This window comes from Methylophilus sp. OH31, from assembly GCF_000576615.1.
In the GTDB taxonomy this organism is placed as follows: Bacteria; Pseudomonadota; Gammaproteobacteria; order Burkholderiales; family Methylophilaceae; genus Methylophilus.
Map to the genome: position 1 here is coordinate 926342 of NZ_BAUS01000002.1, position 24789 is coordinate 951130.

At 48.5% G+C, this 24789-nt stretch carries 24 protein-coding genes and 3 tRNA genes; 13 read left to right on the forward strand and 14 right to left on the reverse strand.

Features of this window, described 5'->3' with window-relative positions:
• Nucleotides 1-14: 14 nt before the first annotated feature.
• From OH31_RS06265 to OH31_RS06275, 3 genes are read right to left on the reverse strand one after another with little or no spacing between them, the layout of a single operon-like run.
• Nucleotides 15-1079, reverse strand: coding sequence for an efflux RND transporter periplasmic adaptor subunit (locus tag OH31_RS06265; RefSeq protein ID WP_024930056.1), 1065 nt, complete (start codon nucleotides 1077-1079; stop codon nucleotides 15-17).
• Nucleotides 1076-2494, reverse strand: a complete 1419-nt coding sequence (locus OH31_RS06270; protein WP_024930057.1) for a TolC family protein — start codon at nucleotides 2492-2494, stop codon at nucleotides 1076-1078. Before OH31_RS06270 ends, OH31_RS06265 begins: the two co-directional genes overlap by 4 nt.
• Before the next feature lie 42 nt (nucleotides 2495-2536).
• Nucleotides 2537-2773 (reverse strand): hypothetical protein, encoded by a 237-nt coding sequence (locus OH31_RS06275; protein ID WP_189524813.1) that lies wholly within the window; start codon nucleotides 2771-2773, stop codon nucleotides 2537-2539.
• Nucleotides 2774-2919: 146 nt separating this feature from the next.
• Between OH31_RS06275 and OH31_RS06280 the strand changes: the two genes are divergently transcribed.
• From OH31_RS06280 to OH31_RS06325, 10 genes are all read left to right on the forward strand, one after another.
• A tRNA-Leu gene (locus OH31_RS06280) sits at nucleotides 2920-3004 on the forward strand.
• 100 nt (nucleotides 3005-3104) lie between these two features.
• Nucleotides 3105-3479: a RidA family protein gene (locus tag OH31_RS06285; RefSeq protein WP_024930059.1), complete on the forward strand. Its 375-nt coding sequence runs from the start codon at nucleotides 3105-3107 to the stop codon at nucleotides 3477-3479.
• A gap of 303 nt (nucleotides 3480-3782) precedes the next feature.
• Nucleotides 3783-5093 (forward strand): trigger factor, encoded by a 1311-nt coding sequence (gene tig, locus OH31_RS06290; protein ID WP_024930060.1) that lies wholly within the window; start codon nucleotides 3783-3785, stop codon nucleotides 5091-5093.
• A gap of 3 nt (nucleotides 5094-5096) precedes the next feature.
• A complete protein-coding gene (clpP, locus tag OH31_RS06295; RefSeq protein ID WP_019882239.1) occupies nucleotides 5097-5744 on the forward strand; it encodes an ATP-dependent Clp endopeptidase proteolytic subunit ClpP in 648 nt (215 codons plus the stop codon).
• A gap of 27 nt (nucleotides 5745-5771) precedes the next feature.
• Complete coding sequence (gene clpX / locus OH31_RS06300) at nucleotides 5772-7061, forward strand: ATP-dependent Clp protease ATP-binding subunit ClpX (RefSeq protein ID WP_019882240.1); 1290 nt, start codon at nucleotides 5772-5774, stop codon at nucleotides 7059-7061.
• Between the two features lie 135 nt (nucleotides 7062-7196).
• Complete coding sequence (lon, locus tag OH31_RS06305; protein ID WP_024930061.1) at nucleotides 7197-9632, forward strand: endopeptidase La; 2436 nt, start codon at nucleotides 7197-7199, stop codon at nucleotides 9630-9632.
• 120 nt (nucleotides 9633-9752) lie between these two features.
• A complete protein-coding gene (locus OH31_RS06310) occupies nucleotides 9753-10025 on the forward strand; it encodes an HU family DNA-binding protein (RefSeq protein ID WP_019882242.1) in 273 nt (90 codons plus the stop codon).
• Nucleotides 10026-10086: 61 nt separating this feature from the next.
• Nucleotides 10087-10162 (forward strand) — tRNA-Val (locus OH31_RS06315).
• Between the two features lie 163 nt (nucleotides 10163-10325).
• Nucleotides 10326-10402: transfer RNA gene (locus tag OH31_RS06320), tRNA-Asp, on the forward strand.
• Nucleotides 10403-10730: 328 nt separating this feature from the next.
• Nucleotides 10731-12629 carry a SurA N-terminal domain-containing protein gene (locus OH31_RS06325; protein ID WP_024930062.1) on the forward strand — a complete coding sequence of 633 codons (1899 nt, stop codon included), beginning with the start codon at nucleotides 10731-10733 and terminating at the stop codon, nucleotides 12627-12629.
• 65 nt (nucleotides 12630-12694) lie between these two features.
• On the opposite strand, the gene OH31_RS06330 is transcribed toward OH31_RS06325, so the two are convergent.
• From OH31_RS06330 to gloB, 11 genes are all read right to left on the reverse strand, one after another.
• Complete coding sequence (locus OH31_RS06330) at nucleotides 12695-13315, reverse strand: cold shock and DUF1294 domain-containing protein (protein ID WP_036298694.1); 621 nt, start codon at nucleotides 13313-13315, stop codon at nucleotides 12695-12697.
• A 33-nt stretch (nucleotides 13316-13348) separates the two neighbouring features.
• Complete coding sequence (locus OH31_RS06335) at nucleotides 13349-13690, reverse strand: hypothetical protein (RefSeq protein ID WP_024930064.1); 342 nt, start codon at nucleotides 13688-13690, stop codon at nucleotides 13349-13351.
• A 58-nt stretch (nucleotides 13691-13748) separates the two neighbouring features.
• Nucleotides 13749-14507, reverse strand: a complete 759-nt coding sequence (locus OH31_RS06340; RefSeq protein WP_148296196.1) for a HEPN domain-containing protein — start codon at nucleotides 14505-14507, stop codon at nucleotides 13749-13751.
• Between the two features lie 188 nt (nucleotides 14508-14695).
• Nucleotides 14696-15016: a hypothetical protein gene (locus OH31_RS06350; RefSeq protein WP_024930067.1), complete on the reverse strand. Its 321-nt coding sequence runs from the start codon at nucleotides 15014-15016 to the stop codon at nucleotides 14696-14698.
• Between the two features lie 114 nt (nucleotides 15017-15130).
• Complete coding sequence (locus tag OH31_RS06355; protein WP_024930068.1) at nucleotides 15131-15424, reverse strand: hypothetical protein; 294 nt, start codon at nucleotides 15422-15424, stop codon at nucleotides 15131-15133.
• 300 nt (nucleotides 15425-15724) lie between these two features.
• Nucleotides 15725-16510, reverse strand: coding sequence for an enoyl-ACP reductase (locus OH31_RS06360; protein WP_024930069.1), 786 nt, complete (start codon nucleotides 16508-16510; stop codon nucleotides 15725-15727).
• Nucleotides 16511-16548: 38 nt separating this feature from the next.
• Nucleotides 16549-17370, reverse strand: coding sequence for an ABC transporter permease (locus OH31_RS06365; protein ID WP_019882255.1), 822 nt, complete (start codon nucleotides 17368-17370; stop codon nucleotides 16549-16551).
• Nucleotides 17371-17399: 29 nt separating this feature from the next.
• Nucleotides 17400-18425: an ABC transporter permease gene (locus tag OH31_RS06370; protein ID WP_024930070.1), complete on the reverse strand. Its 1026-nt coding sequence runs from the start codon at nucleotides 18423-18425 to the stop codon at nucleotides 17400-17402.
• Nucleotides 18426-18427: 2 nt separating this feature from the next.
• Nucleotides 18428-20104: a peptide-binding protein gene (locus OH31_RS06375; protein WP_024930071.1), complete on the reverse strand. Its 1677-nt coding sequence runs from the start codon at nucleotides 20102-20104 to the stop codon at nucleotides 18428-18430.
• A gap of 38 nt (nucleotides 20105-20142) precedes the next feature.
• Entirely contained in the window at nucleotides 20143-21708 is a 1566-nt protein-coding gene (locus OH31_RS06380; protein ID WP_024930072.1) for a transglycosylase SLT domain-containing protein, read from the reverse strand.
• Nucleotides 21709-21909: 201 nt separating this feature from the next.
• Nucleotides 21910-22707: a hydroxyacylglutathione hydrolase gene (gloB, locus tag OH31_RS06385; protein WP_024930073.1), complete on the reverse strand. Its 798-nt coding sequence runs from the start codon at nucleotides 22705-22707 to the stop codon at nucleotides 21910-21912.
• 101 nt (nucleotides 22708-22808) lie between these two features.
• Between gloB and OH31_RS14380 the strand changes: the two genes are divergently transcribed.
• The 3 genes from OH31_RS14380 to dnaQ are packed head-to-tail and all read left to right on the forward strand — an operon-like array spanning nucleotide 22809 to nucleotide 24711.
• Nucleotides 22809-23603 (forward strand): class I SAM-dependent methyltransferase, encoded by a 795-nt coding sequence (locus OH31_RS14380; RefSeq protein ID WP_036298699.1) that lies wholly within the window; start codon nucleotides 22809-22811, stop codon nucleotides 23601-23603.
• The gene (gene rnhA / locus OH31_RS06400; protein ID WP_036298702.1) at nucleotides 23593-24018 is read left to right on the forward strand and encodes a ribonuclease HI; all 426 of its coding nucleotides are present in this window, start codon (nucleotides 23593-23595) and stop codon (nucleotides 24016-24018) included. The genes OH31_RS14380 and rnhA overlap by 11 nt, the downstream gene beginning before the upstream one ends.
• A gap of 12 nt (nucleotides 24019-24030) precedes the next feature.
• Nucleotides 24031-24711, forward strand: a complete 681-nt coding sequence (gene dnaQ, locus OH31_RS06405) for a DNA polymerase III subunit epsilon (protein WP_024930077.1) — start codon at nucleotides 24031-24033, stop codon at nucleotides 24709-24711.
• Nucleotides 24712-24789: the final 78 nt, after the last annotated feature.

The following is a 24789-nucleotide window of genomic DNA, read 5'->3' on the forward strand; positions in this document are numbered from 1 at the left end:
TTCGCATTCTCAGCTTAGTCTTCATTTTCATTTTTGATCTGAAACTTGAATTCTTCTGACAATAATAGCTGCGCGCCGCGGGTCACCACTTCAGTGCCTGGCGCGATACTGTTATCAAACCAGCCATTGTCCAGCTCAATATCAGAGGCAACCGGTTTGCGCAAAAAGGTATCCGGCTTGGTTTTAACGTAAATCCAGGCCATGCCGCCATGCCAGGCAATGGCCTGGTTAGGCACAATGACCCCTTTCATGGTGGCAGAAGAAGATTGTGCTGGCACGACATTGACACGCATACCGACGCGCAAATAGTCTGCTGGCGCACTATAGAAATAGGTTTTACCAATATTGCTGATATCGGTCTGGATGGATTGCGACACGTAATCGGCTTTAATCGGCGCAATTTCGTCTTGGATAGGCGAAATATACAGGCTGGAGTTGCCCTCCGGCGCCTTGAAGTTGAGCGGGAAGCTGACCTGCACCAAGACTTTCTTTTGCATTAGCAACTCATGCAGTGGGCCGGGTGACGGGTGCTGCGTCACCAGCATGGCCAGTGGTTGGCCCCATTGCGCAATAATGGTGTCGGTGAGTGCTTTCAGCTGTGCCTGTGCGGTTTTGATCTGGGTCTGGTCGTTAATCACCAATGCCTGTGCTTCCTGCACGGCTTTATCAGAGACGTTCTTGTCGTCTTCATTCAGATGTTTATAGCGTTGATATTGTAACTGGTGGTTGGGAAGCACACTTTCAGCCAGCGCCAGTTGTGATTTAAGTAGTTGATATTGGCTGTTGTAGTCGACCAGGGTTTGAATTGACATCACAGAACCCAGCACTTTGATATTGCCGTGGTAATCATAGGGCTGTAATGGTTGCACACTGATGCCGCTGTTTTGTTGCGTCGCCAGATTGAGTTGCACCACTTGCAGGCCGTTTTGCTCAGTGACGCGCACCGGTCCTTCAATTTCTTCTTCGGTGTCATCCTGAATCGACTCATATTCATCGCGGCCAACAAACACGATGGCCCAAATCAGAATGACAATTAAAATAATCTGGGCCCCGATGATCCAGAGTGCTTTTTTATTCATTTTGCTGGCGCCTCTTGTTGCTGGTTGGCAAAAGCCGTTGCACGTTGTGATAGCGCAATCGGTTTTTGCATCACATTTTCAATGTCCTGCAATGCACGCATGACATTGGCCTGTTGCGTGATCAGGCGCTGCTGTGCACTATAAAACTGAATTTCTATTTGCAGGTATTCTGTTTTATCGATCAGGCCTTGATGCCACTGCTTTTCCAATTGTACTTTGCGACCGGATTGCTGTTCATATTCGTGGGTTAATGTTACTAACAGCTTGGCAGCATCGCGATACTTGATAAAGGTCTGCTCGGAAAGCTGGATGACCTGGTGTTGTAAGGCATAAAAGCGAACCGCTTCATTCTGTCGCACCTGCTCGGCATGTGCCCACAGGTCAGAAGATTTGTTGAGCAGGTTGAGCATAGTGCCTATGCCCAAAGACCAGATTTTGTCGCCATACTCATAAATCATGCCCGGGTTGAGTGACAGGTCCGGGTAACGCTTGGCCATTTCCAATCGGAGTTGTGATTCAGCTTTTGCATATTGTGCCAGCCCGCGCTGGATATCCATGCGGTTGGTTAAGGCGGTATTCTGGATGGTGGACGCATCTGCGTAGGCCTGCGACTGTGCAAAGCGTGCTTTCAATATCTGCGACAACTGAAGTGGGGCGATATTAAGTGGCAGATTATGTTGCTCGGTCAGGCCGGCATCATGCAGAATCTTTTGCTCGGTTTGCCTGATTTGCAAGGTCAGTTGCTGCAATTGCCAGGCGGATTGGTCATGTTGCAGGCGGATGGGCAGTACATCCGATTTGCCCGCTACACCATAATCCAGCCGCTTCTGGTAGGCAGCAAGCAGTGTCTGCTGGGCTTTCTGTAATCTGCTCAAGTTGCCTTGCATGGCTTGTTGTTCAGCCAGCAAAATCAAGTCCAGGCTTAGTTGCTGCCGCAGAGTCCAGGCAGTTTCCGAAATCATTATTTTGGCAATGTCGGCCTGGTATTGTGCAATGTCGATATTGATCTGCCGCTTGTTGGCGGTAATCACCGGCAGATCCACCTGCAAACCGTAAGACCAGGGATTAATATCACCATTGGCACGATTGCTGTGCGATAGCTGGCCATTCAGGCCAACTTGCGGGCGCAAACCGGCGCTGGTAATCCCTGCCAAGGCCACGGCGTAGTCAGATTTGGCGACTTTGAGGGCAGGGTGAAAGTAGAGCGCTGACAGCGTCAGGCTATCCAGATCCCATGCATTAATCGGCCACGGCATGGCTGGCGATTGAGATTCAATAAAGGTTTTAAAGCCATCTGCAGCAGGTGTTGCCTGTTGAATGGCATCAATATTCTGTTGCTGCGGAATAGGCTTGGCCTGAAAGGCAATACCGCACGCCGTTAACAGCAGCGGGGAAAGGTAGGCGAGCAGACGCATGGCGTTTGCAGGGCTGGTGCAAACACACCAGCACCCGAGAGTTTATTCGACGATGGTCGCGTGGACAGCATCCAGCGCGTCTTGCAACAGTTCTTCTGGCAACTGATTGATGGTGGTTGCCAGCAAATCCGCTGCTTCGACTGTGCGAATCGGCAAGTCGGTTGTATTGAGTTCTGCGATTAAACCGGCAGCCACACCAGTAATCTTGAGCAAAATCTCACGCTCTCGCATTAAAAGCTCAAGTTCCGCTCTAAGCATATTTTCTTCGGCTGAATGCATATCCTGTCCCATCAACAACTTCTTTATGATCTTTAATCCAGCATCTTGCAGTTGAACGTCAGGCTTGTCAATGTGAACGCCCCAAGTTTGTGGAATCGCTTAAAAATGGGCTATAATAGCGAATTGTCGGTGTTGGCTGGCAAGATGCGAAAGTGGCGGAATTGGTAGACGCACTGGATTTAGGTTCCAGCGCCGCGAGGCGTGAGAGTTCGAGTCTCTCCTTTCGCACCACCTTATATAATCGGGTGGTGCATGAACGAAATAACAGGCTTCCGTTGCAGGAGGCCTTTATTGTTTTTAGCGTTGGATAATGAGCAGAAAGAGATGACATATGAATATTGTACAAACACCAAATGCACCCGCTGCGATTGGCCCTTATGCGCAAGGGGTTGTCGTCGGTAATATTCTTTATACCTCTGGCCAGATTGCATTGCGTCCGGACGGCAGTTTGAATGATGGTGACATCGTGACACAAACCCGCCAGGTGTTGGCAAACCTGCAAGCAATTATTGAAGCCGCAGGCGGCAGCTTGCAGCAAGTGGTTAAAACAACGGTGTTTCTTAAAAACCTGGATGATTTTGCTGCGATGAACCAGACTTATGCTGAAGCGTTTGTGACACATACGCCTGCGCGCTCTACTGTGCAAGTGGCCAAGTTGCCACGCGATGTATTGGTGGAAATTGAAGCTATTGTTGCTTTAAAATAATGCTGGCAAGTGGTGCTTGAAGTCTGTTTTTCTGGCGCCATATAACACTCAAACACAGGCTTTTTGGCGAGCTTCGTTCTATTTGATGAAGCGAAGTGATACGCTTATTGCATAGGCATCGGCTTGAAGTTTATTTCAATTGAGACTTGTGTTATATTTTTAGGCTCTTTTTTCATAATTTGATCGCCATTAAAAGCCTTTAGAGTGTGGTCAGGTTGTGTTTAAACATTTATTAAGACGCACAAGCAGGCGTCTACTTACATAACCCATCGTTATTAAAACGATTTTTACAGGAAGTTCAGCATGGCAGCAGTATCTGTTGAAACAGTCAGCAACTTGGAACGTCGCATGACTATCAAAGTCCCTTTAGCTCCGCTGGAAGGGCAAATCAGACAACGTTTACAGCAAATTTCTCGTACAGCCAAATTTTCTGGTTTCCGTCCGGGCAAAGCGCCTATTGGCCTGGTTAATCAGCACTATGGTGATCAGGTGCGTGACGAGGTTTACTCCAAAGCGGTTGAGACCAGCTTTGGCGATGCTGTTGAGCAGAACAAACTGCGTGTTGCTGGCTTCCCGAATATTGAACACCTGCCATTTAAAGATGCTGCAGAAGAGTTTGAATACATTGCTACTTTTGAGATTTTCCCGGAAGTAGCCGTGGGTGATCTGAGCAAAGTGAAAATCGAGCGCCCGGCACTGGAATTGTCCGATGCTGACGTAGAAAAAACACTGGATGTGTTGGTGAAGCAGCGCGTCAGTTACGAGCCTGTGAAACGTGCGTCTAAAAAAGCGGATCGTATTAATATCACATTGACGGCTTCTATCGATGGTCAACAGGTTGAAAGCACAGGCGATCGTGGTATTGACCTGGTGATTGGTGAGCCAGGCCGCGTCAAAGAGTTTGATGATGCCTTGATCGGTGGTAAAGCGGGTACTGAGAAATCATTCGACATTACTTACCCGGCTGATCACAATCCTGCACAATTGGCAGGTAAAACAGTGACTTATGACGTGAAGTTCGTGTCCGTGTCACAACCGGTTTATCCTGAAATCGACGCTGAGTTTGCTAAAAACCTGGGCGTGGAAGACGGTAACCTTGACACCATGAAGTCTGAAATCAAACAAAGTCTGGAGCAAGAAGTTGACAAGCGTATCAAAGCGCGCGTCAAAGAGTCTGTATTCCAGGCCCTGGTGGATGAAACCAGCTTCGAATTGCCAAAAGCGATTGTGTCTGCTGAAACCAACCGCCTGATGCAAGTAGCGGCACAAAATCTGCGTCAACGTGGTGTAGATCCAGCGCAAGTACCAATGGAGCCTTCTGTGTTTGAAACACAGGCGCAACGTAACGCCAAATTGCGCATGGTATTGACTGAATTGGTGAATACCAATAACTTGCAAGCGTCAGCTGATCAAGTACGTGCGATGGTTGATAGCTTCGCGCAAAGCTTTGAGAAGCCTGATGAGCTGGTCAGCTGGTATTATGCAGATGTTAAACGTCTGGATGAGCCTGCAGCATTGGCAACAGAAGAGAATGTAGTGGCTTGGGTGCTGGATAAAGCCAAAGTCACTAACAAAAAAATTAAATTTGATGAATTGATGATGGCAGGTGCTTAAACCATGAATTATATGAACGCGAACGAGGGCATGATGCAACAAAGAATGGAGCCGCAAGGGCTTGGCTATATCCCAATGGTCATTGAGCAAAGTGGCCGCGGTGAGCGTTCGTATGACATCTATTCAAGATTACTCAAAGAGCGCGTCATTTTCCTGGTGGGTCCTGTCAATGATATGACAGCCAACCTAGTAGTGGCGCAGCTGTTGTTCCTTGAGGCAGAAAATCCAGACAAGGATATTTCCTTGTACATTAACTCTCCAGGCGGCTCTGTGACTGCCGGTATGTCAATTTATGACACCATGCAGTTTATCAAGCCGGACGTGAGCACATTGTGCATTGGCCAGGCGGCCAGCATGGGTGCGTTTCTGCTGACTGCAGGCGCCAAGGGCAAGCGCTTTTGCCTGCCTAACTCTCGCGTGATGATTCACCAGCCACTGGGCGGTTTCCAGGGCCAGGCGTCTGATATCGCGATTCACGCTAAAGAGATTTTGTACCTCAAAGACAAATTGAATGGCATCATGGCTCATCATACGGGTCAAAATATTGAAACCATTGCCAACGATACCGATCGTGACAATTTTATGAGTGCTGACGCTGCCAAGGCTTATGGTCTGGTAGACCAGGTGATTGCCGCACGTAGCGCTGTTTAATCAGCGAGCAACCAGCAGGGGAATAGCATGGCAAACAAATCTGATAGCGAAAAGCTTTTATATTGCTCGTTTTGTGGCAAAAGCCAGCACGAAGTCAAAAAACTGATTGCTGGTCCCTCTGTATTCATTTGCGATGAATGCGTTGATTTGTGCAACGACATTATCCGCGAAGAAATCCAGAGCCTGAACGAAATCAAGTCCGCAGATAAAAAACTGCCGACACCACAGGAAATCTGCCTGATTCTGGATCAATACGTTATTGGTCAGGTACAGGCGAAAAAGAATCTGGCTGTAGCGGTATACAACCACTACAAACGCCTGGGTTACAACCCGTTGTCTGACGCCAATCAGACCGGTAAAGATGACATCGAAGTGCAAAAAAGCAATATTTTGCTGATCGGGCCAACGGGCTCAGGTAAAACTTTGCTGGCACAAACGTTAGCTCGCCTGCTGGATGTGCCATTCGTCATGGCCGATGCCACCACGTTGACTGAAGCTGGTTATGTGGGTGAAGACGTTGAAAACATCATGCAGAAATTGCTGCAAAAGTGTGACTACGACGTTGAGAAAGCGCAGCGCGGTATTGTCTATATCGATGAAGTTGACAAGATTTCCCGTAAATCTGACAACCCATCTATTACGCGTGATGTGTCAGGTGAGGGCGTGCAGCAGGCCTTGCTGAAACTGATCGAAGGCACGATTGCCTCTGTACCACCACAAGGTGGCCGCAAACATCCTAATCAGGAATTTGTGCAACTTGACACGACTAACATCCTGTTCATTTGCGGCGGTGCATTTGATGGCCTGGAAAAAGTCATTCGTCATCGCTCGGAAAAAGGCGGCATTGGTTTTGGCGCTGAAGTGAAGAGCAAAGAGGATGTACGTGCTGTTGGCGAAGTCCTGCGCGAAGTTGAGCCAGAAGATCTGATCAAGTTTGGCCTGATTCCTGAGTTCATTGGTCGTTTGCCAGTGGTGGCAACGCTGGAGTCTCTGGATGAAGCGGCCTTGATGACGATTTTGGTCGAGCCGAAAAATGCATTGACCAAACAGTATATGAAGTTGTTCAAGATGGAAGGCGTGGAGCTGGAGTTTGAAGATTCCGCACTGCTTTTGATCGCTAAAAAAGCGCTTGAGCGTAAAACCGGTGCACGTGGTTTGCGTTCTATCATGGAACATTCATTACTTGACCTCATGTATGAATTGCCATCACTCAAGGGCCTGGCTAAGGTGATTGTAGATGCTGGCGTGATTGAACACACTTCCGAACCAATTCTGATTTATCAGGATGCGCAAAAACGCGTTGAAAACGCAAACTAAATCCCCCTTGCAATAGCCACCCGGCTATTGCAAGATAGCATCTACAACATTAGATGCCTGCTCTCTTGAATTCTCAAAGAATGTTCCCATCTAAATGCAAAGGACTGGCTCCTTTGACACTTTTTGAAAGACGCTATGACAGAACACACTTTGCTTGACTCCGAGATACCCGAAGAAAACGCTTTAATCCCGTTATTGCCATTGCGCGATGTCGTTGTCTACCCGCATTTAGTGATTCCGCTGTTTGTTGGCCGCACCAAGTCGGTTAAAGCGCTGGAACGCGCCTCAGAAGGCGATAAAAAGATTTTACTGGTGGCCCAGAAATCGGCCAACAAAGACGATCCTACGGCAGAAGACCTGTACGAAATCGGGACGCTGGCAACCGTATTACAAATGCTGAAGCTGCCTGACGGTACCGTGAAAGTGTTGGTTGAAGGTCTGCATCGTGTGCGTGTTTCCGACTTTATGGAAACCGATGATTGCTTCATGGCATTGGGCGTAGAGGTTGAGCAAACCGACCAGGACGACAAAGAGGCTGAAGCCTTGATGCGTACAGTCATGACCCAGTTTGACCAATACGTCAAACTGAACAAAAAGATTCCCCCTGAAATTCTGACCTCATTGGCGACGATTAACGAGCCAGGCCGCTTGGCGGACACCATTTCTGCACATTTGACCCTCAAGCTCGAGGAAAAGCAAAAAGTGCTGGAAATGCTCAGCGTCATCGAGCGTTTGGAGCACTTGCTGTTCCTGATGGAGTCTGAAATTGACATCTTGCAGGTAGAAAAACGCATCCGTGGCCGTGTGAAACGCCAAATGGAGAAAAGCCAGCGTGAGTACTATCTGAATGAGCAAGTCAAAGCGATTCAGAAAGAGTTGGGCGAGCAAGACGAAAATGCCGAGATGGAAGAGCTTGAGCAACGCATCAAAAATGCGGCCATGCCTAAAGAGGCCTTGGCTAAAGTCACTGCCGAGTTCAAGAAACTCAAATTGATGTCCCCCATGTCAGCTGAAGCTTCCGTGGTGCGCAACTACATTGATACCTTGCTTAACCTGCCTTGGAAAAAGAAAACCAAAATCAGCAAAGACCTGCAAACCGCAGAAGAGATTCTGGATGCAGACCATTACGGCCTGGACAAAGTCAAAGAGCGGATTGTGGAGTATCTGGCGGTACAACAACGCGTAGGCAAGCTCAAAGCCCCCATCTTATGTTTGGTGGGCCCGCCAGGGGTAGGTAAAACCTCGCTTGGGCAGAGCATCGCTAAAGCCGTGAACCGCAAGTTTGTGCGTATGGCATTGGGCGGTGTGCGTGATGAAGCCGAAATTCGAGGCCACCGTCGTACCTACATTGGTTCTATGCCGGGTAAAGTGCTGCAGAGCATGACCAAGGTTGGCGTGAAAAACCCTTTATTCCTGCTCGACGAAGTCGACAAGATGGGGCAAGACATGCGTGGTGATCCATCCTCAGCGTTGCTGGAGGTGTTGGATCCAGAGCAAAACCATACTTTTGCCGATCACTATGTTGAAGTGGACTATGACCTGAGCGATGTCATGTTCGTGGCAACGGCTAACAGTATGAATATTCCTGAGCCATTGCTGGATCGTATGGAAATCATTCGCCTGTCCGGTTACACCGAAGACGAAAAGATTAATATCGCTCAACGCTACTTGCTGCCTAAGCAATTAAAAGCGCACGCGCTGAAAACCACAGATATTTCTGTGGCCGAGAGTGTGTTGCGCGATATCGTGCGTTATTACACGCGTGAGGCCGGTGTGCGCCGTCTGGAGCAAGAGATCGCCAAAATTTGCCGTAAAGCCGTTAAAGAGCAATTGCTGGCTAAAGGTAAAAGCAAAACGGTTAAGAAGGTCAATATTACTAGCAAAAACATTGAGCAATATCTGGGCGTAAAACGCTACGACTTTGGTGTTGCTGCCAAAGAGAATCAGGTAGGGCAGGTGACAGGGCTGGCCTGGACTTCAGTCGGTGGCGAGTTGTTGACCATTGAAGCCGTGACTTTGCCAGGTAAAGGCAAAACCATTACCACTGGTAAGCTGGGTGATGTGATGCAAGAGTCTGTGACCGCTGCGATGAGCGTTGTGCGTAGCCGTTCAGAAGGCTTGGGCATCCCAACCGACTTCTACGAGAAGAAGGACATCCATATTCACTTGCCGGAAGGGGCGACCCCTAAAGATGGTCCAAGTGCTGGTATTGGCCTCACAACAGCGATTGTATCGGTACTCACTGGCATTCCAGCACGTGCTGATGTCGCGATGACCGGTGAAATTACGCTACGTGGCGAAGTCTTGCCGATTGGTGGATTGAAAGAGAAACTGTTGGCAGCCCATAGAGGTGGGATTAAAACAGTGCTAATTCCTTCTGCCAACGAAAAAGATTTGGTCGAAATTCCGGCCAATATCAAGAAGGATCTGGAGATTCATTGCGTAAAATGGATCGATCAGGTGCTGGATTTGGCCCTCGAAAGTGCGCCGCAACCTCTGGTAATCGATGCGCCAGCTGTTGAGATTGTCGCTTCTGGCGACGCGAATTCGGAGCAAGCTGTCACGCATTAGTAAAATTGATGCGAATTATTGTCAAAAGGCCGGATTAGCGCTTGACAGCTCGTTTTGCGGCTTGATATAAAGACGGTACAGGATGTACCTGTCTTTTTAACTAGTTATTAGGGGAAACACGTGAATAAATCAGAATTGATAGATCATATTGCAAGTGCTGCTGGTATTTCTAAAGCCGCTGCGGCTCGTGCTCTGGATGCAACAACTGAGGCTATTTCCGGCGCATTGAAAAAAGGTGATCTGGTAACCTTGATTGGTTTTGGTACATTCTATGTAGGTGAGCGTTCTGCCCGTTCTGGCCGTAATCCTCGTACCGGCGCAACAATTAATATCAAAGCTGCAAAATCTCCTAAATTTAGGGCTGGTAAAGGCCTTAAAGATGCTGTAAACTAGCATTCTTTGGTTGAGCAGCGTTAGTTGCTCTGCCAGCAGTAGCAACACAAGTGGTTGTTACGGGTGCTTAGCTCAGTTGGTAGAGCGTCGCCCTTACAAGGCGAATGTCAGCGGTTCGACCCCGTTAGCACCCACCAAACAATTAAAATTAAGAGTGCGAAGTATGCGCTCTTAATTTTTTGAGTGACGCAGTACTTGAGAAGTTACTTTAATTAGTGAAGCTAAGTACTGATTAATAATTAAAAAATAGTTGTTGATTTTATAAAAAACGATGTTATAATTTCAGCTTAACGATTACCGGGAGCGGTAGTTCAGTTGGTTAGAATACCGGCCTGTCACGCCGGGGGTCGCGGGTTCGAGTCCCGTCCGCTCCGCCAAATAAAAAGCCCTGATTATTCAGGGCTTTTTTCTTTTCTGCATTTCTGACATCTCTTTGCTATTCATATCCGCCTTTCAGCTTCGTCTTTCAATTTAGATTGAATATTTAAATCGATATTTTTTGCATTGCGTCATGCATGGTTGTTGAGCTTTCGGCATGCACATTTAATAATGCTTCATTCTAAGCATCCCGTACTGATATGCTCATTTCTGACCTGCCAATAAGGCAGCTGTCAAAGTATGAACACCAGGCTGGAATCCGGCGATATTGGCAGGTTTATGGTATAGTTTACCGTTGCAAAAAAATCAGGTAATGGAAACTATAAAATGTTGGAAGCACTAAGAAAACATACACAAGGATGGATGGCAAAAATCATTCTGGCGCTGATTGTGGTGCCATTTGCATTGTTTGGGATCGACTCCTATTTAAATCAGGCCGGTGGTCAAGTCGCTGTGGCCAAAGTAGATGGCCAAAAGATCTCTTTACAGGAGTTCTCTAACGCCGTTGAGAATGCACGTAACTACATGCAGTCACAAGGACAGAAGGTTGATCCAGCCATGCTGGAAAGCCCGGCATTCAAGCAATCTGTGCTGGATGGCATTATTACCCGCCGTTTGGTAGAAGGCGCAGTTCAGGACTATCGCTTCAAGATCAGTGATGAGCAATTGAGCCAACACGTATTAGGGATGCCAGAATTTCAGAGCAACGGTAAGTTTTCTGAAGAGACTTATAATCAGCTGCTGACGCAAAATAAACTGACCCCAGCCAAGTTTGAACAAAGCGTACGTAAGGACCTGGCTGTACAGCAGGTGCGTGATGGTTTGACTAACCTGGTGTTTATGCCGAAAAAAGTGGCTGAGCAATCACTCATGTCAGAGTTTGAGCAACGTGAAGTCACTGTGGTTGACGTTAAAGTGTCTGATTTCGTCAATCAGGTCAACGTCACACCAGAGCAAGTGCAAGCCTATTACAATCAGCATAAAACCAAGTTCATCGCGCCAGCCAAGGTGAAGCTGCAATTTGCTTTGCTGACGGCCGCTGGTTTGATGGGGCAGGTAAGTGTGACGGATGCAGAGCTGAAGCAGTTCTACGACGAAAATGCGGCTAAATTGCAAGGTGACGAGCAGCGTCAAGCCAGTCATATCCTGATTGGCTTCAGCAGCACAGCAACGCCAGCTGAAAAAGCAGCCGCCAAAGAGAAAGCCGAGACTATTCTTAAACAAGTCAAAGCCAACCCGAAGAGCTTTGAAAAACTGGCGATTGAAAACTCTCAAGATACGGGCTCTGCTGGTAAAGGCGGCGATTTGGGCAGCTTTGGCCGTGGCGCCATGGTGAAACCGTTTGAAGATGCCGCGTTCTCGATGAAGGTCGGTGATATCAGTGACCTGGTTGAGTCCGAGTTTGGTTACCACATTATCAAGCTGACCGGCATTACTGGTGAGTCTTCTGACTTTGACTCTGTGAAACTCAAACTGAAAGCAGAATTGCTGTTCCAGAAGGCGCAAGCCAAATATGCTGAACTGGCAGATGACTTTGGTAACACCGTGTACGAACAGTCTGGTAGCCTGGATCCAGTGGCCAAGAAGTTTAATGTACAAGTACAAACTTCCCCGGCGATGAGCAAAGACGAAATCTCTAAGTTCTTCAAGAGTGATCGTTTTGCGACCCTGGTGTTTTCTGACGAAGTGTTGAAAGAAAAGCGCAATACCGAAGCGGTTGAAGTGTCACCAAACAACTTGATCGCCGGACGCGTGGTCGAGTATGCGCCAGAAGCACCACGTAGTTTTGATGAAGTGAAGGGTGGCATTGAGGCACTGTTGAAAGCCGAAGCCGCAGGAAAACTGGCACAACAAAAAGGTGAGGCACTGCTGGCAGACCTTAAAGCAGGTAAAGCGGCGGACACTGACTGGATCACTCCGGTGACAATTGATCGCAGAAATGCACAAGGTTTAAGCGATGGCGTGATGAGAAATGTGTTTAAGGTGAATACACATACCTTGCCAGCCTACTATGGTTTTAATGAGGCTAATAAGGGCTACACCGTGATTAAAGTGATTGCGGTTAACCAGAAGCTCAAAGACCAGCCAGACGTGGCCGACAGAGCGTTTAAAGCCTATCAGGCAGCATTGGGCGATGAAATGTCCCACGCTTATGTCGGCTCACTCAAAGCCAAGAAAGATATTCAGTTCAATGCGAAAGTATTGTTATCAAAAGGTAATGAATAATTTAGCGAGCTGAAGTAAAGAAAGGAGGGCATTGCCCTCCTTTTTTATTTTGTATAGAGAGGTTTTTATTGCGAACTGGCAAGAAAACTCAAAGCGGTTGTACTACCAGATGAAAGCAACCAAGCAAGCGCGGCACAGTTAAGAGTAATCGTCATCCAGAATAAGAGTTGGAAAGAAAGCTTTTTCGATTTGTGGCGAAACCACCTTTGTGCCAGGATTGCGCCCGGCCAGCCACCAATCAATGCCAGTATATGTAATGTAATTTCTGGTGTGCGTCTCAGATTTCGCTTGGCTGCTGATTTATCTCGTTGATAGACGATCAGCGACAAAATGCTTGCTGCGATATAAAGGTAAAAGATAAGTGGCTGTAGTTTGCTCAAAAAAACCGCGGTAGCCATGCAGGCAAGAAAAACAATGGCAAGAAGTAACAGAAAGGTACCATCTTTGGATGGTACTAGATCATCAATGTATTTAACGTGCTCAGCCTGCAGTTTTCCATTTGCAGCCTTTTTGACTGTGTAAGTCACAATGTCATTATTCATCGGTCGGCGATAACGGTTCGTAAAAGCCGTTATATGAACAAACACTTGGTTGCTGCCGCCATGCGGTGTGATAAAGCCAAAACCTTGTTCGTCTTTCCAAGAGGTGACTTTGCCTTGATAGCGCATAACACGATTACCTAACATTTTTAAATGTATGGCTCGTCTGTCAAATTAACTTTAGGTAACTGAACCAATATACTTCTTCTGATAAATGGCGAAGTGAGTGGGGAAAAAGTGCCGAAAGTTTTGTTTAGAAATACCAGTGACACTCACTTCAATTGCAGTTACATTCGGCCCAATATCGGCGGAGTAGTCATCTATTGCTACAATCCCGTTAAGGAATTCATCTTCGCTACCAAATAGACGGACTGACAATTTCGAGCTCTCTATCGCCTGACTTGATGAGTACTCAGTAGTTGGCTCAAGTGTGCCCATAACTGTGCCCTTCACAGGGTCACCCATATCTAAATCGGTATGCCCAATTACAACGTTGCCAAGCAACACATCGAATCGTGACATTTGTTAGCTAACGTTGGAAATAACCGGCTCGCTTTAGCGAGTCCGGTTGATTGACTTGTTATGCATTAACTCGCCTGACTGTGGTGCGAGAGCAGCCGATACTAAGAAGGTGGCGCCTAAGATTTTTATTTATGTGAGGGTCAAGATTAGTTACCAAAAACTCAATATCTTCGATAGCTTTATCAACATCAATGGCCGCTAGGGGCTGGAGAGAATTTTTCGGTCTGTCGCATGTATGAATGCAATCATGCCGTCTTTGAATGATCTGAGTAAATCTTTCACCAATTTTCTCAACCATGGCCTTTTTCCGTTTGTTCTTATCAGTTTGGTTCAGTCTTCTGTAGTTTACTGCAGTTATTCCTAAAATACGCTGTCTTGCACCTTTATTAAGAAGCCAATCCTCTGCCATATCTTGGTTAAGAATCTTGTTGCTATCATCCATGATGTGATTGAAGAGGTCTTTTATTTTCTTTATTGACAGGACATTGTCTTTTTCAACAAGGCCTCTTGCGGCAACTCTCCACTTCCAGTTGCTTCGCTGATTTTGAGTGGACAAAAGGGTGCTTACTGGGAGTGATATAGAGTTTATTTTGTCATTCAGCTTGATGTTGCTTTGATAGTTCTTGGCCAATAGTATTTTGGCAAGAATGTCTGCAAATGCATCGCAGAAATATGCATCTAGTGCACCTACGGCTAGCATCCATGCAGACCTATAAAGGTCGCTTTTCAGCGGTTCGATTTGAGTGTCTGCATGAGTCTTGAGATTTCGAGCCCTTATGAGGTCTTCCCTAAAGTGGCGATATGCTGTTGTTGTCACAGGGCTTCCTTAATGGCGGCATAACGTTTGAGATAAGGGCTGGCGGGGATGGTGGCACAGCCAAAGTTATTAAAATTATTTTCATAGATACTTGTTTTCGCCAGTCCCGCTTGATGGATGGGTTAGCCGTTACAGCATGCACAAAGAATTTCGTGAACGCCATGTGAGAGCTGGCTTGAAGGATTTGCTTAGTCTTTGTGTTTGAAGTCATTTTCGTAAACTGAATATGTGAAAAAGCCAAATACAAAACCGATAGCGATAAGACCAGCTAACTGCCATGACTGAATGGTTCCCCAAGGCGTGTGTATGAGCCATGACATGCGACCACCACTCAGAATGCCCCAACCAGCAATGAGGCAGGAAGCAATAAAGCCAAACGGAACAATGAACGCAAGGGGTTTACCCACGAATTCGCGAAGGAACTCAAGGATTGAGGCAGGCCTTCTTAGTGCTGCGCAGACTGCTGCAACTAAAATGACATTTATGGCGATAAATGCGAGTAGTCCCATGGCGGCTAACGTTTGAAGTAAGGGGCTGGCGACACCAGTAGATCAACCCTCGTTATTAATAAACTTTTCATAAAAGCATCTTTTCGCCAGTCCCGCTTGACTGATGGGTTAGAGCTAAGCATTGCTATGAAGCAACCCTTTTGCAATTGAAAGTAACTCGGAAAATTTAGAATTACTTCTGGATGTACCAGAAACATGCGGGCCAACATCTTGCCAAAGACCAGCAGACTTTGCCGACTGCAAAAAGCCATAACCTTCCTTACCATCCCACACCAAGCGGAACGATGTATGGTTTGTGCCTTCAAAGACACAGTAAGCACTGCCAAAAATCTCAGGTTGCATCTGTTCTTCGGTGACCGAAGCACCTAGTTCTTGAATCGCATCGCGGATCACAGTGTACTCAGACATATTGGCTCTAACGTAAATTAGACACCAAAAGCGAACTTAATATTTTATTGGGGATAGTGTATATAAACATAAAGTTATTAATTATTTTTTAATAATCATATGGTTACTATTTTTTCGTGCACCACTTTTAATTCTATTTATATTTTAGTGCACCTTGTCTTTGCTTACCGTTTTAGATAGTGACGAATAAGTTCTAAGTAATTTACTGCATTATTGTTAAATCATGCAAGTGCTCAGCATTGAGCTGTAAAAAAAACGCCTGACTTTTTACAGTACAGGCGTTTTTTGTTTGTTGGCGACTTAGTCGATTTGACCTGCAGCGGTGATGTTCATACCACCGTCGACGTAGGTGATTTCACCAGTGACACCAGATGCCAGGTCGCTGGATAAGAAGGCGGCAACGTTACCTACCTCTTCAATCGTGACGTTGCGGCGCAGGGCTGCGTGTTTTTCGTTAAAGCCGATCATCTTGTCGAAGTCGGCGATGCCTGAAGCAGCCAGCGTTTTGATCGGGCCTGCAGACACTGCGTTAACGCGGATGCCACGTGGGCCGAGGCTTTGTGCCAGGTAGCGGACATTGGCTTCCAGGCTGGCTTTAGCCACGCCCATGACGTTGTAGTTAGGCATGGTGCGTTCTGCACCCAGGTAGCTCAGTGTGAGCAGGCTGCCGTTGCGGCCTTGCATCATTGGGTAAGCTGCTTTAGCCATGGCGGAGAAGCTGTAGGAGCTGATATCGTGCGCGATATGGAAGTATTCGCGGCTGATATTGTCCAGGTAGTCACCATCAAGGGCGACTTTAGGCACGAAGGCGATAGAGTGTATCAAACCATCGAGACCATCCCAGACTTTGGCCAACTCTACGAACAGGTTGTCGATTTGCGCATCTTCAGCAACGTCACAGGGTAAAACGATGTCGGATTCGAAGTCAGCAGCCAGGTCGCGTACACGCTTTTCGTGTTTGTCGACTTGATAGGTAAAGGCCAGTTCAGCGCCTTCACGCTTCATTGCGGCAGCAATGCCATAAGCGATTGAACGGTTGCTCAGCAAACCGGCAATCAGAATTTTTTTTCCAGCAAGAAATGCCATGCTTGTTCCTGTTTGGTAATTTGGTTCAGTTAATTGGGTTAGCGGGTGTGAGAACGCGGGTCAAACACATCACGCAAACCTTCGCCGAGCAGATTATACCCTAACACGGTAATTAATATGGCAAGTCCGGGGTAGAGCGAGAGCCACCAGGCAAACTGGATATACTCCTTGCCGTCGGTGAGAATGTTGCCCCAGGACGCTTGTGGCGGTTGCACACCGAGGCCCAGAAAGCTCAGGCCGGATTCGAGCAACACGGCACTGGCAATGCCTAACACCACACTGACTAAAACAGGCGTGAGGCTATTAGGCAGGCAATGTTTAAAAATGACACGCCAGTCTTGCGCGCCCAAGGCGGTTGAAGCGGTGACGAATTCGCGCTGGGTTAGACTCAGAAACTCGGCCCTGACCAGGCGTGTGACGCTCATCCATGAGGTGAGGCCAATCACGATCATGACGTTGGTAATCGAAGGACTTAAAAAGGCGATCACCGCAAGAATAAGGAAGAAACTGGGGATGGAGAGCATGATGTCGACCAGGCGCATGATGGCGGTGTCTACCCAGCCGCGGTAGTAACCAGCCAGGGCGCCGAGAATGACGCCAATCACGGTTGAAATACCCACGGCAACTAAGCCGACCAACAAGGATACGCGGCCGCCAAACAGCATGCGGCTCCAAACATCACGGCCAAGGCCGTCGGTGCCCATCCAGTGTTCGGCTGAAGGCGCAACCAGGATTTGTTTGACTTGAATCGCATCCGGGTCATAGGGCGCGATCAATGGCGCGAGCAGCGCAAGCAGCAGAATGACGCCGATGAAGCAGAGCCCGGTCAGCGCCAACGGATTTTGCAGGATTCTTTGCATTGTATGTTCTCTGCTTATCGTTCTCTATTTTAGCGTTGTGGCATGACGCCTCTGCGCAGGCGTGGATCTGCCCAGGCATAAGCGAGGTCGGCTAGCAAATTGCCCATCAGTGTGAGCGCGGAGCCTATGGTCAAAATACCCATGACAACGGGAAAATCACGCATCATGACGGCTTCGTAAAATAATTTACCCATGCCGGGGATGGCGAAAATGGTTTCAGCGATGACGGAGCCGCCAATCAGGCCGGGCAGGGATAAGCCGATCAGGGTAATCAGCGGTAATAGCGCGTTGCGCAAGGCATGGCGGTAAGTGACGGTGCGATCACTGAGGCCTTTTGCCCTCGCGGTGGTGACGAAATCCTGGCTCAGTACATCCAGCATGCCGTTTTTAACAAACATGGTGACACCGGCGAGGCCTGTGATAGCTGGAATCACCACGGGCAGAAATAAATGCATAAACAGGTCCTGACATTTTTGCCAGGCGTCGAGTTGGGCGTAGTTGAGGCTATGCAGGCCAGAAATGGGAAACCAGGGGTGAATCACGCCTAGCCAATACATCAATAATAAAGACAGCCAAAAACCGGGAATAGAGAAACCAATAAAGTTAAATAGCGTGATGCTACGGTCTGGCCACTGCCCATACTTCTTGGCCGCAATGACGCCCAGCGGCACGGCCAGTGTCAGGGTCAACAACAAGCCGACGATATTCATCAGCAGCGTGATAGGCAATGCTTCTTGAATCATGCCAGGCGTGGTATTACCTTCCTGGTCGGTCTCGGCCCAAAACACTGGTTTTTGGTGGCTGGCAAACGAGTGGCCAAAGTCCAGATGCACCATGCGTTGCAGCCATAAGCCATATTGCACGATGATGGGTTTGTCTAAATGATAGAGTTCGCGCAGTTTTTGGCGCGATTCTTCAGATGATTTGGGATCAAACGCCGCTTCGCTACTGGTGATATCGCCCGGAGCCAGGTGCATGATGAAAAAAGAAATCAGACTGATGCCGATCAACATCGGAATCATCCATAATACGCGCCTGATTAAGTAAGCTAACATGCTTATTCTGCCTGTATTTGCGTGCGCCTGAGTGGCTCAGGGAGATACCATTTTTGTGAGTCGTAGCTGACGCCTGCAGGTGGTACCGGACTCATAATACCTTGTATGCGCTTATGGATGGCCGTCAGGCCGTAGCCTGCAGATAAATACACCAATGGGCTATCATCATAAAGCACCTTGGCAAAATCATGATAAATCTGCATGCGCTTTTCCGGGTCAAATTCCAGACGGCCTTGCTCGAGTAATTTATCGACGGCTGGATTATTGTAGCCAATAAAATTGAATTGCCCAGGCTTTTGCTGGCTGGAGTGCCAGATGGTGTATTGATCCGGATCTAACCCCAAGCCCCAGCCCATGACGACCGCGTCAAAGTCGCCTGGTTTAATAAAGTTGGTCAGCAGGCTGGCCCATTCCAGGGTGCGGATATGCGTTTCAATGCCCACTTCTTTTAAACGGCGCTGGATAATCACCGCTGTTTTTTCGCGCTGTTTATTGCCGAGGTTAGTCAGCACTTCAAACGATAATTTTTTGCCGTTGCGTTCCACAATGCCGTCACCGTCACTGTCTTGGTAGCCTGCTTCTGCCAGCAGTTGTTTTGCTTTCGCTGGGTCGAATGGGTAGGGCGTCAGTTGTGGATTGCTCCAGCGGGTGCCGGGCTTGTAAGGGGAGGCAATGGTAATGCCTAAGCCCAGGTAAACACCGTCAATAATCTCTTGCTTGTCTATGGCGAAGTTGATCGCTTTGCGTACGCGTGCATCATCAAAGGGTTTGCGTTTAAGGTTAAAGCCAAGATAGGTATAGCTGTTGCCCAGTTCTTTATATTGGTTGAGTCTGGCTTGCAGGGCAGGGCGCGATGGAATGATGCGCGCATAGGTAATTGGGTCCATATTCATGCTATCAATATTATCCGCCATCAACTCCAGAAACTGTGCCGCCGGGTCGGGGATAATGCGCTCGATCAAATGGTCAATGTTGGCCGGGCCCAATACGGAGTTAGGATTTTTTTCCAGCTTGATATATTCACCATGTCGCCATTCTTTTAACTGGTAATAATGGCTGCTCAAAGGTTTTTGCGCAAAACTGGTGGTGCGGATATCCTGTCCGGCCAGTTTATGTTTGGGTAATACTTGCAAGCTGGCCCAACTCTCGAGTGCTGGCGCAAACGGTTGTGAATAATGCACGATAAACGTGCGTGTATCCGGTGCTTCGGCTTTGGTCACGAGCTGGTAGTCTGAGGCATACGGACTATGCGTATTTTCATCGGTAATCAGTTGCCAGGTGAAGAGGATGTCCGCGCTAGTAAGTGGTTTGCCATCGGCCCATTGCAAGCCGGGTTTCAATCTAAAGGTAATGGTTTTCTTGTCATCGGCCACTTGCCATGACTCAGCCAGCTCACCGGTCAGATCCAGGTTCTGGTCATACTTGAGCACTGAGTTAAACAGGTAAGCGCCAATCGCCAGAGAGGCAGACTCACCCGCAACCATACCTATCATACTGCTCGGGTCTGAAGGCATGGCGCTGATCATGGTGCCGCCAGGCTGCGCCGGGTAGGTCTGGTTAAGGGCTGGGGTGTTTTTATCCGGTTGATCTGAGCCGCAAGCGATCAAGCAGCTAGACAACACGCCGACGGCAAATCGTTGACCGGTCGACACATGCCGCTTGGTGCGAATGTCATGCATGCCGGACAATGGTTGGTTTGTCATGGTGTGGGGCCGTGTCAGTGGGTCGATTTAGTTTTTTTACTTGTGTTTTTTTTACTATGGGTTGTGGTCGTTTTTTTATGTGCGGCAGAGGATGTGCTCGTGCGCGTTTTAGTAGAGGCCGTTGTTTTTTTGTGACTAGATTTTCCGCTTGTTTTTGATCCGCGTGTTTGGCTAGTGTTGCTGGCTGTCTCTTCCTGCTTTTCGAACTGCAATACCTGGCCAACGGCCAGATTTTTCGATTTCAGGTGGTTTTGTTGCATGATTTGTTTGCTAGTGATGCCATAACGTTTCGCCAGTTTTGCCAATGTATCACCTTGTTTCACCTTATGCGAGATGGATACGGATTTGCTTGAAGATTCTCTTTCAACTGGTATCTCAATCGGTAATTGTGCCATCGCGGCGACATCAATGGGGCGCGTCAGACCGGATTGCACACTGGCAGGGACCAGCAGTGGTCTGCGCACAATCAGGTTACGGTTAGGCTTGAGGTTATTGGTGGCGCTCAATTCATAAATGCTGATACCAAACTGGCTGGCAATCGCACCCAGGCGCTCACCGCGCTTGGGCTGGTAGCTGTGCCAGTTAGATAATGGCCGATTGTAACCACTGAGGTTGTTGGTAAAGTTGCTGGCAGCCCAGGTAGGTAACAATAGCTTTTGATGGCTGTTTTCAGTAATCAGCACCGGGCGCGTAAAACTTGGATTCAACGCGTTAAATTCTTCCAGAGAAATCCCTGCCAGTTCAGCCGCCAGCTTGGCATCGATTTTATTAGGCGCTTGCACCGTAGTGAAATATGGTTTGTTGGGGATTTCATTAAGTGTTAAACCATAGTTTTCAGGGCGGAAAATAATGTTTTTAATCGCCTGCAATTTTGGTACGTAATTACGTGTTTCGTCAGGCAAAGACAAATGCTGGTAGTCGGTTGGCAAACCTAACTGGCGGTTGCGTTCAATCGCACGTGCCACGGTGCCTTCACCAGCATTGTAAGCAGCCAGCGCCAGATCCCAGGCGCCAAACATGGTGTAGAGTTTTTGCAGGTAGTTAAGCGCAGCCTGCGTCGCCGCGGTGACGTCTTTACGTGAATCTTTCCAGTAGTTTTGCTTGAGGCCAAAGTCTTTGCCGGTAGAGGGGATGAATTGCCAGATACCCGAGGCTTTGCTGGTAGAAAGCGCTTTCGGGTTGAAGCCGCTTTCAATCATGGGTAGCAGCGCGATTTCAGTCGGCATGCCTCTTTTTTCGACTTCAACCACAATATGGTAAAGGTATTTCTTGCTGCGTTCGAGCATGCGTGACACATAGTCCGGGCGTGAGGCATACCACTGCTCGTGTTTGTTGGTGTAGGTGGAGTCTATGTCGGGCATGTTAAAGCCGTCACGTACGCGATCCCACAGGCTATCTTGCAGGGTTAACGAGTCTTCAAACTGGTAACTGGAATTATAGTTTTCTGATTCTGGGCCGCCATAACTTTCATCATAACTGCCGTTGTCATCCGACATGCTGGCTGGCTCTACGTATTCAGCCAATGCCATGAATGGAAAGGCTGAAAGGGCGGCACATAGCAGTAATTTTTTAAAACGCATGACGGTAATACTTAATCCTGAGACTGTCGCGCAAGCGGATACACGAAAAAACTTGCGCATGCATTGATGAAACCGGGCGGCCAGGTGGCCATGCCAACCAGCACGTGATTGACGTAACGCATACAAGCGCTTTAAGGAGGACATCATTCTACGTTAATTTTTCAGTGAGACAAGTCTTTATGTCTGCACAGGCTACCTGCATTAGAAGTGGTTGCGCCGGGCGCGCAGTTCGGTAAACACATCAATGGCCGACCAGTGCTGAAAGGCGGCTTGTTTTGACAAGGCTTCGCAGCGAAGAAACGGGTTGGTTGCTAATTCCAGGGCCAAGGTGGTGGGCAATGTGGGCAAGTTTTGTGCGCGTAAATTCGCGGTATTTTGCGCACGTTGCTGCAAGTCCGTATTGTCGGGGTCCACTGTTTGTGCAAAAGCGATATTGTGGGCCGTATATTCATGCGCCGGATAAATCAGCGTGTCAGCAGGCAGTGCAGCGATGTGTTGCAGCGAGGCATACATTTGTGAGGGCGTACCTTCAAACAAACGGCCACAGCCTGCGCCAAACAATACGTCGCCACTAAACAGGTGCTGGTGGTTGAGGTAGTAAGCTACATGGTCCAGGGTATGTCCTGGCAAGGCCAGCACATCGCAAGTTAATGTGTCAGTGCCAGTTAAGTTACCAAAGTGTGCAAATGTGAGGTGATCACCTTGTTTGACGCGCTTGGCCTGCAATGACTGATAAGCCGGGTGGTCGCTGTCCGGTGCATAGACCGGGCATTGCCAGCGCTGCTGTAGCGCTGCGGCCCCGCCAACATGATCTGCATGGTGGTGGGTCAGCAAGATGCCATCAAGCTGCAACTGGCGATCCTGTAGCGCTTGTGCTACGACCTCGGCATCACCAGGGTCGACCACCAGCGCATGTTGACCACAGTGAATCAGCCATAAATAATTATCGCTAAAAGCGGGGAGTGCGGTGATCTCTATGCTTGCAGAAGTGACGTGCATCCCGCATCATTGAAAAAATGGTCATGATTGTCAAGGCACAATCGTGTTTAAGCGCTTATTTGTTCGCTTTGTTTTAACTCTGGCATTTTGGGGAGTCTACCTTGCAATCCAGCCAGCCTGTTACTTTGAGTACAACGGCTTTTGAAGCCATGGCTTTGGGCAGCTACATCGCGCAGCACGAGATTCCGCTCTATGCGCAAACGGTGGCTGATGTGTTTGGCTTTCATGCCTTGCAGATCGGCTGGCCGACGCATGACTTGCTTGAGCAATGCCGCATCCCCTACAAACACTCCTTGCAACTCACCGCTGCGCCAAATGCTTCATTGCTTTGTGAAAGTGAGTTTTTGCCTTTTGCCGAACAGTCGGTGGACCTGGTGTGCATGCCGCATGTGCTGGAACAGTGTGCCGACCCGCAACAGACGCTACGTGAAGTATTCCGCGTGTTGGTACCTGAAGGCACGCTGATACTGACGGGCATCACACCGCTGAGTGGGTTAGGGCTGCGCGCCCGGGTCGGCCAGTTTAAGCAGGCTGGACGATTTCAGCGCTTGTTCACTGCCTGGCGTATACGTGATTGGCTCAACGTGCTGGGATTTGAAGTGGTGCATAGCGGTAGCCTGGTGCATGCCTTGCCGGTGAATGACCCGTTGTGGCTGGCGCGGCAATCTTGCCTTGAGCGCTGGGGGCGGCACACTTGTGGCATGACCGGCGGCGTCTATTTCCTGATTGCCAAAAAAAGGGTATTGAATGTGCGCTTGCTGAAACCTGAATGGAAAAAATCCCCGCTCAACCATGCGTTGCAAGTGCGAAAAGGCCAGTCCAGCATACAAAAACAGGCACAAAAACAGTTAGAATGCGCGGATGTCGACACAACAATGGATAGAAATGTACGCTGATGGTGCCTGCAAAGGCAATCCTGGCGTCGGGGGCTGGGGCGTATGGCTCAAAGCAGGTGAGCATGAAAAGTCACTGTTTGGGGGCGAAGCGCTGACCACGAATAACCGCATGGAAATGATGGCGGTGATTCAAGGGCTGCAAGCATTAAAAAAGCCCTCTCAGGTGAAGGTGTATACAGACTCCAGCTATGTGCAAAAAGGTATGACAGAGTGGCTGGCAGGCTGGAAAAAAAAGCAATGGCGAACAGCAGATAAAAAACCGGTCAAAAATGCTGACTTGTGGCAAATGCTGGACGCACTGGCAGTCACCCACCAGATCGAATGGATCTGGGTAAAAGGACATGCCGGTAATGAAGGCAATGAGCGCGCCGATGCACTGGCCAATCAGGGCGTGCTGACGGTTGTAGCGGGTTAACAGGGGGATTGCATGAGACAGATTTTTCTCGATACGGAAACCACAGGTTTATATCCGGACCAGGGCCATCGCATTATTGAAATTGCGGCAGTAGAAATCTTTAACCGCAGGCCGACTCAGCGCCACTTCCACATCTACATCAATCCAGAACGTGAAGTTGATCCAGGCGCGCAAGAGGTGCATGGTATTTCTCTGGAGTTCTTGCAGGACAAACCGTTGTTCGCAAGTATTGCCGCAGAGTTTGTCGAGTTTATCCGGGGTGCCGAGTTAATTATCCATAATGCGCCGTTCGATATTGGCTTTCTTAATATGGAACTCGCTAAGCTCGGCCAGGACAAGCTGGAGACCTATGTCAGCGGGATTATCGATACCTTGAAAATGGCCAAGGAAATGCGGCCAGGGCAGCGTAACAATCTGGATGCCTTATGCCGCCACTTTGGCATTGATAACTCGCAACGTACCTTACACGGCGCTTTGCTGGATGCGGAGTTGCTGGCTGAAGTCTATATCGCCATGACGCGTGGCCAGGAAAGCTTGCTGATGGAGTTATCCAGCCCGGTAGAGCAAACGACGCATACGCATCTGGCAGTAGATTTTTCTGCATTAAAGCTGGTCACGGCAGATGCAGAAGAGTTGGACGCGCATCAACAATACATCAGCGGCCTTGCCAAGGCCGGTGCAGCTTCATGGTAGCGACAGCATTAACATGATGTCATGGCTGCTTATCGGGCATTTGAGATAAGACGCCATAAGCTAATATGCAGTAGGTAT